This window comes from Chryseobacterium sp. TQ-BC-N36, assembly GCF_058382295.1.
In genome coordinates, this window is record NZ_CM178175.1 from 4622134 (window position 1) to 4638655 (window position 16522).

Genomic DNA, 16522 nt, shown 5'->3' on the forward strand with positions numbered 1-16522 from the left:
CTTTTAAATTCTATTTAAAAGCGGTTTTTGAATAATAAGAGGGATGAGAAAAATACTATTTAAGCTCAAGCGAATGGAAAATCTGTTGTTTTAAAGGATTCTCTAACCAGTCTTCCCATACACCTGAATAGGGATTATAACCACATTTAAGGGGTTTTGATACATCCAGACCTTCCTTGTTTTTTTCGGCATTCTCGGTATATGCCCTGCAGTCTGTGCAGACATACCGGAACTCACAGTCTTTACAGGTCTCTATGCTGTCTTTGGTAAGGTTCCAGTATTGTTTGAAACCAGGCTGAAATAAGGCTGCTTCAAGGCTTTGATTTTGGATATTCCCATAGCTTTCATTCATCAGAGGACAGTTTCTGATGTTGCCATGTCTGTCAATACCTATCTTTTTATACAGGCAGGAATTGTGATTCATCGCTTCCAGTATTTTTGGAAGGTTCGTGTTGAAATATTTCAGATCCACTTTTCCACAGGCAGATAGTTTCAGGTCATCTTTCAGAAAATTCAGCGAAAATCTGTATTCATCTTTAGCTTTGAAAGGAGGGTTCGAGCAATTGTAGAAAATGAGACTGTATATTCTGACTGTATTTTTGTGAAGAGCCTGTATAAAAGATAGATTGGTTTCCTGATGAAATGGTGAAAAGACTTCTATTCCTGACAGCACTGAGGTTTTAAAAGTATCATCAATTTCTATGAATTCATTTATTGTTAAAGGTTTTAAACTATAAATCACCAGATGTTTAATGCCAAGGTTTTCTACAGAAGGTTTTATTTTTTTCAGCAGCTCTATATCTTCCATTTCGATAAAGAGATTTGTTATAGCACTGGGCTCATGATATTCATAAGAAAGAGGAGGAAAGTTCCTGTCCCAATCGTTTTCAGTAATAAATCCATATTCTTTTTCCAGCAGAAGATTAATATATTCCTGAACAATTGACCTGGATTCTTCATCATAATCTTGCAGTATGTCTTCAAGAGAATGTTTTTTAATTTCTTCTATCAGTTCGTACAATTCCAAGGGATATAATTCCGATACATTTCTCTGTAGATCTGAAATAAGAATTCTGGTGGCTCCTTTTGTGATCAGAATTGTTGAAAAAAGATTAAAGTATTTCATAGTAATCTTGTCAGAAATTTATAAGGATTAAGTTTAGCATAAGAATCCGTAAAATATTTTTCACAAGGAATGGTAATGCTAAAATGCTTTTTCTCACGACTTTTACTTTTTACAACGTCAATATATTTAAATGTGAGAGGAAGTGTATGTTTTTCTTTGCTAGTAAAATCTCTTTTCATAAATAATCAGCTATTTCTTTTTCCAATAAATAATTACATATTAATGATATTCCCAAAAACTGGCCTACAGGATTGATTTCTAAAAAATAATATTTACCATCATTTTTAATGAAATCAAGAGAACCGGAATTAAGATCTAATGACTTCATTAGCTGATGTATTTTTTGTTCAATATTTTTCGGAAGATTATAAGGAACTTTTCTATTTGGTTTTTCATCATTGTATCTCCTAAAGTCAATTTTAGTCTGGTTATCATTTTGCGAAAAGATGGCTGTAGACCAGACTTTACCATTTAAATAAAAGCTTCTTATCTCGAAATCTTTTTCAATTTTTTCCTGAAAGAAAGTGATAAAAAAATTTTCGTCTTCATTTTCTTGAACAATTGTTGTATACATCATACCACTGGAATCTTTGAGTATGTTTTCCATTCGCGGATTTCCACCAATGGTTTTGATGATTGTTTTATTTAAAGTAACATCATCTGTGGTGTCAGCCAGAAAATAAGACGGAACATCTAATCCAACTTTTTGAGCCGCTTCAAGCACGAGAAGTTTATTGATATCACTATTGCTTTGTTTATTAATATGTTTTTTTGACTCTAAAACCTTTATTATATAATCTTCCAACCAGTGTTGATATTCATTCATATTAAGATTAATTGCTTCATTTTTATAATGCAGGCGGTTAAACTTCAATCCACCTCTTCTATACCATATACTAGTAATTTCATCAATAAAAAAACAATTTCTCGGGCTTTCTAGATAAATCCGTTTTTCTTGGATTTTAATATCAAAAATTTCATCTTCATGTACCCGGATAAAGCTTTTATCCAATTTTAGTAGCCATTTAATGACTTCTGTAGTCGTTATTTCGTTATTTTGAGAAATGATCAGTATCAATTTTTCTTTTTTATTTTTTTGAAGAAATCTTTTGTAATCAACTGAGCATGCTTTAAGCTTGGCAGCCCTATGCTTTTGCGATTACGATTGACGGTTGCGGAGTCTTTTATATTTTCATATCCTTGATAAACGCCATAAGTATAAGGTACTTTATGGTGTAAATTATTTCTATCTATCATAGCTGCGTAGTCTCGTGGGGGACATTCACCGGATTTTACATACTCTAATACTTTTATTTTCAAATATGAGTAATACTCTTCATAATCGGCCATATGAAGTAACATGGGGCCGGAGGGCATAAAAAAATCACCATTCCATAAACCTATTTTTTGCAGGTCTGGAAATCCATAGTTCTCAAACATCCACCTAAGAAGTTCAGCATTCTTTTTATCATTTTTATTGATATCTGCATAATTTGAATCAATACGACTGTCTTGATCACGTTTAAACGCGACTGTAAAAGAATCTACAAGTTTTTGATTAAGTCTTTTTTTCCATTCTTCAACTTTCAATTCCATTTCTTGTCTGTCAATACCATATTTTTGATAGAGTTGTATAAAGCTAGTATCTTGCTTTTTATATTTCCAATTAGGTGCAACTAACGGAATAAGCTTGTAAAGACTTTTCTTTCCTCCGAAATTTTTGTGATGTTGATCTGCAAGCTTTATATAATTTTCATATTCTTCTCTCCGTTCCTGGTTTTTAGGAGGATATTGTCTGAATATTTTTTTGTACTGCTTGATCGTCAATATTGTATCCTTTTGAAAACGAAATATACTGTCGATTTCATTGATCTTATTATAATAGGTTATATAGTTTAAATTTTTGCTCTTACAGCTTGTAAGAGCAAAAATTATGGCTATTAAAGCAAATGAAGTATAGTTCCAAATATCTTTTTTCATAAATTCTCTAACGAATATGATCTGATAGAAAAAGATAGAGGGATACCCCTCTATCTGTATTAATATTAATTAATGCTGGTATCTATTTTCAAAGTGCTGATACGAACACCATCTTTCCATGTCTCTTTATCATAACATGTAGAACCACAATCTGTTTCTACATATTTATAATCATCTCCACCTAAAATAGATTTTAGATCTTTTCTTTGTAATTTTTTGTTTTCTGTAGAAGAGAAGCCACCCTTCATTCCATTTAATTTTTTCATTGTGATAAAATTTTTGTGTTGTGTAAAATCATTTGTGTCATACAAACCCTGACATTTGGGTTGAATAATTCTCATATTTATCATGTACTGTACACATACATTTTAAAGCTGAAGAATATATTTCATCAACGTTGATGCTTCCAAATCTATAAAATATTAGATCACTTTGATGGGATAAAATTTGCAAATGATTTGTTTTTTTTATGTACACAAATACAAATTTTAATATAAAATATAATTGAGTATTGGTGAAATATTTATAATTAAAAAAAATATAAACTAAACTTATACAAGCGAATAAAAAAAATAAAATATACCAATAAAGTACTGTGTATTATTTTCTATTGTACAATAATGCAAAAAGTAAAAAATAAAAGCAGAAGATGAACCATCTGGTTGTAAGAAATTTTTGGTCTGCTGATAATAGAGGCTGTAAAAGAGCAGAAATATTTACTCAGAAAATATTCCTCTAAAAAAAGTATCTAAAGCTGTATTTTCATTCAGTCCGAACTTTTTTTTCAAACGATATTTAGTCATTCTTACACTTTTCGGTTCCACATTGAGAAGGTTGGCAATTTGTTTGGTATCCATTCCAAGATAAATATAGGCGCAGTATTTCAGGTCCAGTGCAGTGAGCTTCAGTTTTGCCTTATCATCGATGTTTTTAAAGAAATCCGGATGAAGTTCCTGAATGGTGAATCTGATCTTTTCAAAATCATTATCCACTCGGTTTTCTCCCTTTACCACCTGATGAATATTAATATCAGCGTCAGAAAGCTGAGTCTGAAGTCGCTGAAGGACTTTATTCTTATGCAGGAGATGCAGATGACTGGCCAGTACTTCGCTTTGAAGCTTTTGCTGTTGAAGTGTAAGAAGCTCCTGCTCAGCTTTTAATCTTGCCTGTTCTTCTTCCTGCAGTTTGATCTGCATTTCTGCCTCATGTTTTTCAGTATCAAGTTTATTTTCTCTTTCAATAGAATATTTCAGTTTAAAATGATAAGAACGGAACATAAAAAATGCACCAGCCAATCCAATAATCCCCAGAATAATGTATAATAGTTTCTCTCTTTTTAGACGGTCTGTTTTTTCTGTAAGAATCTGAAGTTCAGATTCTTTTTTCCGGGACTGATATTGTGCTTCCAGCCTTTTGGCAGTTTCTGCCTGCCCTTCATCAAACAGCAGATTGCTGTATTCCGTTACTTTTGATTCATACTCAAATGCTTTCTGATAATTTTTTTGCTTTGCATACAGCTTGGCAAGATCTTTCACTACGTTGATCATGACATGGTAATAAACCGGCTGCTGAGTAAGAAGAATCTGTTCTGCTTTCAGAAGATAATGCTCAGATAAAGCATCATTCTGATCCCGTGAAGCAAGGTTACTTAAAACTCCCAGCGCCCCTGCCTGAATTCCCTGGTTAAGGGTCGTGTGCCGGGTAAGCGTTAAAATTTCGTTGGCATTATTCTGAATATCCTCACGGATTGCAGGAGTCATGACAGGATAGTTTAAATAATAATTGATAAGATTAAGCAATGCCATGGCATGTACATGGGATGAAACGCGGCCAGGGAATTTATAATATAAAGAAACAGCTTTTTTACAAGTTTGTATTACAGGTTCAAGGTCTTTTAGATTTCCTGTTTTTTCATGAAGAAAAGAATAGCATACGGCAAGGGCAGAATAGGCTGAGCTCAGCATATTCTTATTTCCTGATTTTTCGGAAAGTTCAATTGCTTTTTTTGCATATTTGGTGGCATTTTCAGCATCATTCCATTCTGTATAGATTGCATAGAGAAGATAATTCAGCTTTGCCTTCAGAAGAATTTCTGAAGGCTGCCTTTCAACAAGCGGAAGGAGTTTCTGTACCTGCCTGATTGTATTTTCAGTTTCCCCCAAAGCATTGATATAATAAATATTCAGATAACCGGCATATAATAAAGCTGTTTTATCATTGCTTTTTTGAACAACTAAGTTCGCAGCGTCAATAATGCCAGGAATCTTATCATATTCAGACTGATTGAGCTTAATAATGCCCTGCTGAGTAAGAGCCTTTACTTCTTCAGCATTGTTTTTTTCTCTTCTGGCAAGCTGCAGCTGTAGCTGAATATATTTTTCGGCTGTACTATACTGATCACTAACCCTGTAATATTCTGTAAGCTCATTGTATGCCCTGAATTTTTGTTCAATAGAAATATCATCTCCTCTCAATTGGTTTTTGAGGCTGTCAATAAATGTATTCTGTGCTTGGTATAGGGTGCAGATAAAAAGTAGACAAAATAAAAATGAGTACTTCAGTTTCATAGGGGTGAAAGTACAAAAATTGTAGACACCTGTCAATTTTCCCTATGAAAAAATAAAAACAGGTTATTTATTTAAGTATTTGTTAATGAATTGTTTATTTGTTTGTGTAGTCGTTTTGTAGTCACCTGAAATCTGAGTTGAAGATATTTTGTAGCTACAGAAAAGAAGCTGTACATATTTTTCTGTGGCAATTTTACAACAGATAAAAAATCAGAAATATTCACTTAAATTTTTACATTATGGACAATAAAACATTATCAATTGTATCTTACATCACTCTGTTCGGGTGGCTTATTTCCTTTGTTATCGGAAAAGAAAAATCAAACGGTTTTTTAAAATACCATCTGAAACAATCTTTGGGACTGATCTTTTTTTCAATTGTATTATCTGTCATTCTCAATATTATATTGATGGTGACCAAAATCGGAATTTTAGGAATATTTGGCATTATTCCTTTGGTGCTGATGATTATAGGAATTATCAATGCGGCCAATAATGTTGAAAAACCTTTACCATTAATCGGGAAAATGTTTGAAGATAAATTCTCTTTTATCGGATAGGATTCGAAGATTTTGAGAAAATACCTATTTAACATTTAATATAGAATAATGAAAAAACCATTAATCATCGCTGGAGTGCTTCTTTTTAGTTTTTCTGTTATATCATGTGATAAACTAGAAAAAGTTAAAGCAAAACTATCTCAGAATGATACCAGCCAGGTAAATCCTTTCAGTGTTAATTCCGGGGATACCAACAGAGATATTATTTCTTTTAATAACAAAGTCGTGAAAATGGATGATGAGCAGTCAGATTTTATCAAAGATTTTCAGAGTATATTGATACAGATGGAAGACTATGTAAAAAATGCTGATGCAAATCCACAGTTTTCTGGTGTAGTGCCTATTTTTACCCCTTCAGTGATGATGTATACCCGTCAGGAATTAAAGGCTCCGGATGTATTGGGAAAAGATTTTCAGGCACTTGTTGATAAGATGAAGGATACAATGATCCAACTGGAATCATTGAAAAAGGAACTGGACACTTATAAACAGGCAGAGGACTGGAAAGATGATAAAGGAAAAAAGGTTGCTGAAATTAATGAAAAGGCAATAAAACTTATCAAGGAAAACCGGACCGCAGCCAATGATTTATTTATCCGGCTTTCCCCCAAAGCAAATAAGGCCGAAATAGAGGTGCTTAAAGATCATCCGCTTAAGACACAGATCATCCAATCCAGAGAGATCATGGAGCTGACTCAGAAGATTATTGATGATTCTTATGATGTAACGGATATGAATGCTTATCAAAACAAGTTTTCACAGCAGTATCTGCAAATGGAAAAATTGTACAATAGAAATATCAGCGAAAAGATTCCGTCTTCAGAGAAGCAGAAGGAAAGCAGCTATCAGGCATTTAATAATTCTGTTAATGATTTTCTGGGTAAAATGAGGATTGTACAACGAAGCCTGAATGAAGGTAATCAGGAACTGAACCGTAATCTTGATAATCTGGAAAGAGAAGCAGGATATGTTCTTGACCGTTATAACACTTTTGTAGATTGACTGATGAGCCATTACAATCTTATCGTATGAAAAAAACATTAGGAGTTATCCTTATTATTATAAGTTTCTGCCTGATAGTAGTCATTAAAATAGGACCATCCAGAGAAACTTCGTGGTTATTCAGATATGGAGAGTTGCCTCCGATGCTAATTGGAGCAGCTGTTTTGATTCCCGGATGGCTCATGTATAATAAAAACAGATAGCTATAATCATGAAACTGGCTATACCTTTATAAAATATAATGTGCTGATTTGACAGGATAAAGGTATTTTTAACGCCCGTTTTAAAAAAGAAAAGAAGTATGGATTTTGAAATTTTGAAACAACAGATTGAAGAAGCTGCTAAAAAAGCTTTTTTAGAAGTGTACGAAAAGCATGGAGCAGAAGAAATTTACTGTTTTGCATTGTACAGTGATGAAGGAGCAATGACTGTATGCCCGGCAGCCAATACGATGAAAGTAATGGAAGATGTAGATGAAGATGATGCTCTTTATTATAAGTATGAGCCGGCAGAGTGGACCTATGAAATGGAAGGGGCTGATAAAGAATTCAATGATATCTGCACTCAATTGAGAGCAGAACTTAACAAACATGATGACGATGATCAATGGTTTGAAGGTTTTCAGACTCAGTTATTCTCCACCTGCATTGAAGTGCTGGAGAAACTTAAAAATGAAAACTTTTTCACAAAGATCACAGGCAAAGATATATTTCTGATTTTCACTGTTTCAGATTATGAGTTTGAAAAAAAAGATCTGAAAGATCTTATTATCAGACTTAATGACAATAAATACAAAAGTGAATATCTGAACTGGATGGCTACCTGGGGCAATTAAAAGTATGATGAATTAAAAAAACACTTTAAATATATACATATGAAGCCCGATAAAATAATTGTCTCAGAAGCCTCTTTTAAAAGTAATGATCCTTATGATATTATTAACTCCAATATTTCTGTTGTAAATCTTTTACATGAAGAAGGAATGGAAGAAGAGAATATGTTTGAAGATTCAATTACCAGTTACTATATTGATTACTATGTCAGTCAATATAAAAACGGAAATTTTTCTCAGTTTGTCTGGAATTCAGGCTGGTCAGCAGAATTAAACAGAATTATCAAAGAAGGATTAAACAAAATCAATGCACAAAAACATCTTGAATTGTTTATGGAACAATCTTCAAAAGTTGAATATCTGAAAGAAGGTGAACTGAAGAACTTTTTGGAAAGCGAATATTTCGGACCCAACAATACAAGAGACTATTTGAATAACGATTCATTTTACCTGCTGGAAGAAAATCTGGCAGAGCTTCACTCTCAGTGGCTGAAAAGTCATCCTGACCTTAGGGTTTTGTCTATCGATGAAATGTTTTCAGAAATGGAAAAATGGTTAGGAAAGAAAATTAAGAGATAAAATTAATTACTAAAACAAATTACATTAATTATGAATAACTATCAATTTTATAAACAAGAAGGGAACCAATATATTTTTAAAAACCAGCCGGTATTTGTATCGGTACTCTGTATTATTTTTCTCATCATCGCAGGATTGATTTTTAACAGTGTAAGAACCGGAAGCTATATTATCATTGCTGTGGTAGCTCTTATTTTAGTCAATTTCTTTACTAAGAAATTTATCATTGATTTGGACCGAAAAACGATTACTGGAAAACACTCCATTTTTGTTCCGGTAAGAACCTATCCCATAGAGAATTTCAGAAATTTTCATGTTTTGGCCACAAAATATATGGGCTTTATCACTACAAATGTAATGCTGTCTATGTACTTTGAAGTAGATGGTAAGGAGAAACAGCTTACGATTGGCCAGGCCCTTACCCAGAAAGGGATACAGAAAATGGTCAACGAAACAGAAGATATAATGAATGTTAATAATCCTTAGAATGGATATCAGAGACCGCTATAAGTTTGAAGAAAACGGAAGTGAAATAATTTTGATGCCCAATTATAGTTTCCTGCGTGCTTTGTTATGGTGGCTGGTATTGGGTATGATTGCTCTTCCTGTCATTTTGTATTATTTCATGGATAAAATGTCTGGTGACCAGTTTAAAATTGCAATGGGATTATGGAGTGTGTATATGATCTACTTTCTGTTTGATCTTCTTTTCAGAGTTCCCGTGAAATATATCTTTGATAAATCGGAACAGTGCATTTACAGAAAAGTGTTATTTTCCAGAAAGCTCATGAATTTTGATGAGATGACCTATTTTGTGAATGATGAAAGAGGCGGTTATTATTATTCAATCGGAAAAAAAAGAAGTCAGTTTGTGAAAAACTACAGAATCAGCAATTATTTTTCAGGGTCAAAAGCTTCGGAAAGGAGAGAAGATGAATACATCAAAGAAATCTTATGTCCCATTCTGATTGCTGTAGGAATTCCCTTGAATCAGGAAGAGCAATAATAAGCAGGGTAAAACTAATACGATGAAGGATGGAGGTGTAACCATTCCTCTCCTCCGGTGGAGTGGCGAAAATTCAAAGAATTTTTGACGGGGTGGTTTATACATCATAAAAACAGATTTTCACAAATCTACCAACAAAAAATCCGGCGGTTTCGGAGAAACCGCCGGATTTCGTTTATATAAAACAGCTGATATTAAGCTAAAATTCTCTTTACAGCTTCTTTCACTGCAGCAGCATCTATTTTATACTTTTTCATCAGTTCTGCAGGTGTTGCAGATTCTCCGAAAGTATCATTCACTGCTACGAATTCCTGTCTTGTTGGTCTTCTTCTTGCAAGCATACCGGCAACAGATTCACCTAGACCACCAAGGAAGTTGTGTTCCTCAGCCGTTACAATTTTACCTGTCTTTTCAACAGACTTTAAAATGATCTCTTCATCAAGAGGTTTGATGGTGTGGATGTTGATAACCTCACAGGAAATTCCTTCTTTCTCAAGTTCATCAGCAGCAACAAGAGATTCCCATACAAGGTGTCCTGTTGCAACAATGGTTACATCAGTACCTTCCTGAAGCATGATTCCTTTTCCGATTTCAAAAGGCATATCTTCAGGGATGAATACAGGAACTACTGGTCTTCCGAATCTTAAATATACAGGACCTTCAAAATCTGCAATTGCCAATGTAGCCGCTTTGGTCTGGTTGTAATCACAAGTATTGATCACTGTCATCCCAGGAAGCATCTTCATCATACCGATATCTTCAAGAACCTGGTGGGTAGCCCCGTCTTCTCCTAAAGTAAGACCTGCGTGAGATGCACAGATTTTTACATTTTTGTCAGAATAAGCGATGGACTGACGGATCTGGTCATATACCCTTGAGGTAGAGAAGTTAGCAAAAGTTCCTGTGAACGGAATTTTTCCTGTAATGCTAAGACCTGCTGCAATTCCTATCATGTTAGCTTCCGCAATTCCTATCTGAAAGAATCTTTCAGGAGCCTTTTCAATGAATTTCTCCATTTTCAAAGAACCGATAAGGTCAGCACAAAGTGCTACTACATTAGGATTTTTGTCAGCGAGTTCTGCTAATCCTGCTCCGAATCCTGAACGTGTATCCTTTTTTTCTGTATATGTATATTTCATTTTTATTGTATTAATCGAGATGTTAAGATATTAGTAATCAGCCGGAGCTTCTAGGTACAATTGCTTGAATGCTGTGTCTAACTGCTCATCATTAGGGGCTTTACCATGCCATGCATGAGATCCCATCATATAATCTACTCCATAACCCATTTCTGTATGAAGAAGGATGGCTACAGGCTTCCCTTTACCAGTTTCTGTTTTTGCTTTCTCAAGGATTGCAATTACCGCTTCAAGATCATTACCATTCTTTTCTTCTAAAACAATCCATCCGAATGCCTCCAGTTTAGCATGAAGATCTCCCAGGCTTAATACATCATCTGTATCTCCGTCAATCTGACGTCCGTTATAATCAATAGTAGAAATGATATTGTCTACTTTTTTAGCAGCAGCATACATCAAGGCTTCCCAAACCTGACCTTCCTGAAGCTCACCATCTCCGTGAAGAGAGTAAACAATAGACTGATCACCATCTAATTTTTTACCCTGCGCTACTCCAAGCGCTACAGAAAGTCCCTGTCCCAGAGAACCTGAAGCAATTCTAACTCCCGGAAGTCCTTCATGTGTGGTAGGGTGTCCCTGTAATCTTGAATCCAATTTTCTGAAAGTACTCAGCTCTGCCACCGGGAAGAACCCGAATCTTGCCAAAGTAGAGTAGAATACCGGGGAAATATGTCCGTTTGATAGATAAAAATGGTCCTCATTTTTGCCTTCCATAGTGAAAGGAAGTTTATAGTTCATTACCTTTCCATAAAGGGCTGTGAAGAATTCTGTACAGCCTAAGCTCCCACCTGGGTGCCCTGAATTTACAGCATGAACCATTCTTAAAATGTCTCTTCTGATCTGCGTAGTAAGAGTTTTTAACTCCTCAATACTTTTACTCATTATATCTGATTTATTTGTATGCGAATTTACAATTTTTTACCGGAAATGTCCGGAATCCGAATGTAAAAACCCGGATTTGTAAGATTTATTTAATGCTCCGCTTTAGCAGCCTTCATTGAGGTAAACGGAAATTTCAGTAACAATATTATTAACAAACTTAAAGCTTAGAAGCGTTCCCGCTTGGCTGTCTTCAATATTGAAATAACCGGAATCTTTAACCGGTTTGTCCTTTTCCCAATCCGGACGTACACTGAAGTTGGGGTAATTTTTGTAGGCATTGATAAGATCCTCCCGGGTATTTCCAACTCCAATTCCGCTTTTGGTCTTAAATTTTTTACTCGTTGTTGTCATATAAGTGATAGAAGGAACACTTGGGTTGGCTTCATTGATGTAATTGTCAAAAAGATCAATCTGGATAGTTTCACCCTGATATTTTACCATATTTTTCTTTTCTCCGTTTGAATTCACCAATTTTATACCTGCTATTTTTTCAGCTTCAGCCTTTGGCATAAATACTTTAAATGGTCCGATTCTTAAGGTCGATACTTCAAAGTTTTCCTGAGCATTCATAAACCCAAATGTTAATGCGAAAATGAAAATTGAGATCATTTTTTTCATGGTTTTTAATTTTTGTTTTTAATCCTGGCTTCAAAGATAATTAAAAAGCAAAAGTCTATAAAATCAGTTGCTTTTAATGAAGAAAAAAATAAAAATATTGTATGAAGTGAAATGCTTTATACCAACCGGATCGTTTGTTTTTTTACAAATTAACAGCAACTTTTTGAATTTTCATAAATGATAATTAGATTAATTTAACTAATTTTATAATTCCAGACTATTAGAATTATAATCCTTTAACTAATTGTTTTTTAGTTTTTGGCCTTATTGTTTGAATTAATATAAATTACACACCATTATATATGAAAATTAAACAATTATTTTATTTGGGGATATTTGTAATATCCGTTTCCTTGAGTAAGGCTCAGGATTTTTTTACAGTGATCAGCGAAAGGTCTATTAAGGCAGATCCTAAAAACCGAACTGTACAACCGGAAAAATCACTGACATATACCTTAGATGTGGCCGGGATGAAAAGCTATTTTAATTCCGTTCCGGAACTGAAAGACAGTGACCGTAAAGACAATGCGCCTATCATTGTACTGCCAATGCCGGATGGTACAAAAGCAAAATTCAGAATCTGGAAGTCTTCTGTGATGGCTCCGGGATTGGCCAATCAGTTTCCTCAGATTGTTACCCTTACCGGGCAGGGAATTGATGATAAGTATGCTACCATAAAACTGGATTTTACCGAGCTTGGATTCCATGCGCAGATAAAATCCGTAGTCACTGGTGATATTTATATTGATCCTTATGCCAAAATGGACGTGAATAATTATATCATTTACAGAAAAAGTGATTTAATTGATAAAAATCCCAGAACCTGTGGAGTAAAAGATGAGGATGATTCTCCATTAGGAAAAAAAAACGCTCAAAAAACCGTAAGTCCAAGCGTAGGAACTCAAATTAGAGTTTTCAGACTGGCAGTCGCCTGTACGGGTGAATATGCGGTAGCAGCAACTGGTTCAGCTACTCCTACTGTTGCACAGACACTTTCGGCCATTGTAACCTCTGTAAACAGAGTCAATGGAGTTTATGAGCAGGAGGTAGCATCTAGACTGGTATTAGTAGCTAATGAAGCTAATGTAGTTTTTACAAATGCAGCTACAGATCCATTTAATGGAAATAATAATGCCAATACGCTAATCAATGAAAGCCAGACTCAAATTGATTTACTGATTGGAAATGCCAATTATGATATCGGGCACACCTTCAGTACCGGTGGTGGTGGATTAGCAGGATTAGGTGTCATCTGTAACAGTACCAATAAAGGAAGAGGAATCACGGGTTCGCCAAATCCAGTGGGTGATCCTTATGATATTGATTATGTTGCCCATGAAGTAGGGCATCAGTTTGGAGGGCCACATACCTTTAATGCAACTACAGGAAGCTGTGGCGGTGGAAATCGCAGCGCAGCCAATGCTGTAGAGCCTGGAAGTGGAATTACAATTATGGCTTACGCAGGAATTTGCGGTAGTGTAAATAACCTGGCAGCCAACAGTATTCCTACTTTCCATACCAAATCATATCAGTCTATTACGACAAAAGTTCAGTCAACAACATGTCAGGTGACTATTCCTTCCAATAATTTTGCTCCTACTGTAAATGCTGGTGGGGATTATACAATTCCTTTAGACACTCCCTTCAGATTAGAAGGATCTGCTTCAGATATTGATAACAATCCACTTACTTACAGTTGGGAACAGAATGATGTAGGGCCTGCAGGTGACTGGAATGCCCCTACAGGAAATGCTCCTCTGTTCAGATCATACGTACCGGTAACAGTTCCTTACAGATACTTTCCAAAACTTACAGATGTAATCAATGGTACTGTTTCTAAAGGTGAAGTTAAGCCAACTTATGCCAGAACGATGGAGTTCAGATTAACTGTAAGGGATAACAATGCAGGTTGTGCAGGAGTTGCTAACGATGATGCTATTATTACTGTTGATGGCAATTCAGGACCATTTACTGTAACAGCACCTATCACAGCAGTAAACTGGGCAGGGAACTCTACCCAGACCATAACATGGAATGTTGCCAATACAACTGCATTTCCGGTGAATGCCGCCACTGTCAATATTTATCTTTCAACAGACGGAGGTCTTACTTATCCTACACTGATCTTGGGTTCCACACCGAACGATGGTTCTGAGACGGTTACTATTCCTAACATAAATACGACACAGGCAAGAATTATGGTAGCAGCAGAGACAAACGTTTTCTATAATATCAACCCTGTTAATTTTACCATTACCCAGACATTGGGAGTGAATGAAACTACAGGAAATAAAGATGTGTTTGCAGTATATCCTAATCCAAGCAAAGGACTTCTGAATATTAAATTTACCAGCTCAAATGAAGTGTATGATATTACCGTATATGACGTAAGTGGAAAATTGGTATTCAGCCAGGCTAATAATAAACTGAGTCATGATAAAACGGGTACATTTGACTTATCTCACCTGATTAAAGGTGACTATCTGATCAAGGTTAAATCTAAAAATATAGATAAAACAATTAAGTGGATTAAAGAATAATCCATTTGACCATAAATATAAAAAAGGCTGTTTTCGCAATTGAAAACAGCCTTTTTATGTTTTTTACGATTGAATTAAACGACTCTTAAATGTTGTCTGTCTTTTACCAGCCACAACCCAATAAAGGTTAATAATCCATTGAGAACAATCAGCTCCACCCCAATTCTGTAATCTGTGTAAGTTGTTACAGCCAGATTGATCAAATACGTCAGTACAGGAGCTAAGATCGTTACGGTAAGAATAGAATATTTCCTTGAAATCTTAAATTTGGTGAAAATTCCAAAGGCAAAAAGTCCTAAAAGCGGTCCATAAGTATACCCTGCAATTTCCATAATCAGATAAACAATAGACTTGTCATTCATTGCTTTGAAAACCATAATCAGAATAAAGAAAACAACAGTGAACGTTAAATGCACTTTCATACGAAGGCGTTTCTTCTCTTTTTCAGTTTTGGTTTTATCCTCGTTAAGGTTTAATAGATCTACGCAGTATGAGCTTGTTACAGCTGTTAAAGCTCCGTCAGCAGAAGGGAATAATGCTGAGATTAATCCGATAATGAAAATGACGGAAATAGCCATCGGGAAGTATCCCTGAAGAGATAGAGCTGGAAAAAGATCATCCCCCATTATATTTTTAATATTTCCTGTTGCATCTTTAAATCCGAAAATATTCGTCACCGTTTCAGATTTCAGGGTTCCATATTCAGCACCATGCTGGATAGCGAAAAGATACAGTAATCCTCCAAGGAATAAGAAGGCAAGGTTGACCAAAAGAAGTGTTCCTGCAAACGTAAGCATGTTTTTCTTGGAGTTCTTAAGATTATCCACAGAAATATTTTTCTGCATCATCTCCTGATCCAGTCCGGTCATGGCAATCGTAATAAAAATTCCTCCCAGAATTGTTTTCAGGAAAAAGGTTTTGGAATTAGGATCAAAATTGATGAAATGAGTATAGTTTTTCTGCTCCAGAATCGTGTATGCTTCACCAAAAGATAAATTAAGGTTTGATAAAATATAAGTGATACATGCCACAAGACTGATGATCATAAAAGAGGTCTGCAGCGTATCCGTAATCACAATCGTTTTTACCCCACCTTCAAAAGTATACAGAAGTACCATCAGCAAAAGAACAAGTGAAGTTACCCAGAACGGAACTCCCAATCCTTCAAGTAAAAATATCTGTAGAACGTTTACCACGAGATATAATCTTGCTGTAGCACCAATTGCTCTTGAAATAATAAAAAAGATCGAGCCTATTTTATGAGCTTCCACGTTGAATCTTTTTCCAAGGTAGGTGTAAATTGAAGTCAGATTCATTTTATAATAAAGCGGCAGGAGTATGGCTGCAACGATAAAATATCCTATGAAAAATCCGATGACCATCATGTAGTATTCAAAACCTCCGTAGATATATTCGGAGCCGGTCATTTTTCCGACAGTTCCCGGAACTGAAATAAAAGTAACGCCACTTAAGCTGGTTCCGATCATTCCGAATGCTACGAGCCACCATTTACTCTTTTTGTTACCGATAAAAAATGACTGGTTATCAGAGTTGCGGCTGGTGAAATAAGAAATCACCAAAAGACCAATAAAATAGACGAAAACAAATAGCAAAAGGATAGTTCCTGGATTCATGCCTGATTTTTAAATTTTAGCAAATATATAAAAAAGATCAGTCGTGAATCGTGAATT

17 protein-coding genes are annotated in these 16522 nt (G+C 35.0%); 8 read left to right on the forward strand and 9 right to left on the reverse strand.

Going from position 1 to position 16522, the window contains the following annotated elements; genetic code table 11:
* Positions 1–55: 55 nt before the first annotated feature.
* From gwsS to AC3FI7_RS20920, 5 genes are all read right to left on the reverse strand, one after another.
* Entirely contained in the window at positions 56–1126 is a 1071-nt protein-coding gene (gene gwsS / locus AC3FI7_RS20900; protein WP_491460819.1) for a grasp-with-spasm system SPASM domain peptide maturase, read from the reverse strand.
* 175 nt (positions 1127–1301) lie between these two features.
* A complete protein-coding gene (gene gwsG, locus AC3FI7_RS20905) occupies positions 1302–2204 on the reverse strand; it encodes a grasp-with-spasm system ATP-grasp peptide maturase (protein WP_491460820.1) in 903 nt (300 codons plus the stop codon).
* Positions 2201–3106 (reverse strand): hypothetical protein, encoded by a 906-nt coding sequence (locus tag AC3FI7_RS20910; protein ID WP_142724076.1) that lies wholly within the window; start codon positions 3104–3106, stop codon positions 2201–2203. The genes gwsG and AC3FI7_RS20910 overlap by 4 nt, the downstream gene beginning before the upstream one ends.
* A gap of 65 nt (positions 3107–3171) precedes the next feature.
* Positions 3172–3372 (reverse strand): TIGR04139 family peptide modification target, encoded by a 201-nt coding sequence (locus AC3FI7_RS20915; protein ID WP_172617038.1) that lies wholly within the window; start codon positions 3370–3372, stop codon positions 3172–3174.
* A gap of 450 nt (positions 3373–3822) precedes the next feature.
* Positions 3823–5673 (reverse strand): helix-turn-helix transcriptional regulator, encoded by a 1851-nt coding sequence (locus AC3FI7_RS20920; RefSeq protein ID WP_491460821.1) that lies wholly within the window; start codon positions 5671–5673, stop codon positions 3823–3825.
* Between the two features lie 239 nt (positions 5674–5912).
* On the opposite strand from AC3FI7_RS20920, the gene AC3FI7_RS20925 reads away from it, so the two are divergent.
* The 7 genes from AC3FI7_RS20925 to AC3FI7_RS20955 all read left to right on the forward strand — a co-directional run bounded on the left by AC3FI7_RS20925 (position 5913) and on the right by AC3FI7_RS20955 (position 9652).
* Positions 5913–6233, forward strand: a complete 321-nt coding sequence (locus AC3FI7_RS20925) for a magnetosome magnetite crystal formation protein family (RefSeq protein ID WP_142724073.1) — start codon at positions 5913–5915, stop codon at positions 6231–6233.
* Positions 6234–6281: 48 nt separating this feature from the next.
* Positions 6282–7235, forward strand: a complete 954-nt coding sequence (locus AC3FI7_RS20930) for a YiiG family protein (protein ID WP_491460822.1) — start codon at positions 6282–6284, stop codon at positions 7233–7235.
* 26 nt (positions 7236–7261) lie between these two features.
* The gene (locus tag AC3FI7_RS20935; protein ID WP_172617037.1) at positions 7262–7438 is read left to right on the forward strand and encodes a hypothetical protein; all 177 of its coding nucleotides are present in this window, start codon (positions 7262–7264) and stop codon (positions 7436–7438) included.
* A gap of 98 nt (positions 7439–7536) precedes the next feature.
* Positions 7537–8070 carry a DUF4303 domain-containing protein gene (locus AC3FI7_RS20940; RefSeq protein WP_491460823.1) on the forward strand — a complete coding sequence of 178 codons (534 nt, stop codon included), beginning with the start codon at positions 7537–7539 and terminating at the stop codon, positions 8068–8070.
* Between the two features lie 39 nt (positions 8071–8109).
* The gene (locus AC3FI7_RS20945) at positions 8110–8646 is read left to right on the forward strand and encodes a DMP19 family protein (protein ID WP_491460824.1); all 537 of its coding nucleotides are present in this window, start codon (positions 8110–8112) and stop codon (positions 8644–8646) included.
* A 30-nt stretch (positions 8647–8676) separates the two neighbouring features.
* Positions 8677–9132, forward strand: a complete 456-nt coding sequence (locus tag AC3FI7_RS20950; RefSeq protein WP_343661393.1) for a hypothetical protein — start codon at positions 8677–8679, stop codon at positions 9130–9132.
* Entirely contained in the window at positions 9116–9652 is a 537-nt protein-coding gene (locus AC3FI7_RS20955; protein WP_491460825.1) for a hypothetical protein, read from the forward strand. Before AC3FI7_RS20950 ends, AC3FI7_RS20955 begins: the two co-directional genes overlap by 17 nt.
* Positions 9653–9846: 194 nt before the next feature.
* Here the strand turns inward: AC3FI7_RS20955 and AC3FI7_RS20960 are convergent, their stop codons facing one another.
* From AC3FI7_RS20960 to AC3FI7_RS20970, 3 genes are all read right to left on the reverse strand, one after another.
* Entirely contained in the window at positions 9847–10791 is a 945-nt protein-coding gene (locus AC3FI7_RS20960) for a transketolase family protein (protein ID WP_142724068.1), read from the reverse strand.
* A gap of 30 nt (positions 10792–10821) precedes the next feature.
* Positions 10822–11673 carry a transketolase gene (locus AC3FI7_RS20965; protein ID WP_142724067.1) on the reverse strand — a complete coding sequence of 284 codons (852 nt, stop codon included), beginning with the start codon at positions 11671–11673 and terminating at the stop codon, positions 10822–10824.
* Positions 11674–11775: 102 nt separating this feature from the next.
* Positions 11776–12291 carry a hypothetical protein gene (locus tag AC3FI7_RS20970; protein ID WP_343661395.1) on the reverse strand — a complete coding sequence of 172 codons (516 nt, stop codon included), beginning with the start codon at positions 12289–12291 and terminating at the stop codon, positions 11776–11778.
* 302 nt (positions 12292–12593) lie between these two features.
* On the opposite strand from AC3FI7_RS20970, the gene AC3FI7_RS20975 reads away from it, so the two are divergent.
* Positions 12594–14831: a reprolysin-like metallopeptidase gene (locus AC3FI7_RS20975; RefSeq protein WP_491460826.1), complete on the forward strand. Its 2238-nt coding sequence runs from the start codon at positions 12594–12596 to the stop codon at positions 14829–14831.
* Between the two features lie 74 nt (positions 14832–14905).
* On the opposite strand, the gene AC3FI7_RS20980 is transcribed toward AC3FI7_RS20975, so the two are convergent.
* Entirely contained in the window at positions 14906–16465 is a 1560-nt protein-coding gene (locus tag AC3FI7_RS20980) for a sodium:solute symporter (RefSeq protein WP_142724064.1), read from the reverse strand.
* Positions 16466–16522 lie beyond the last annotated feature (57 nt).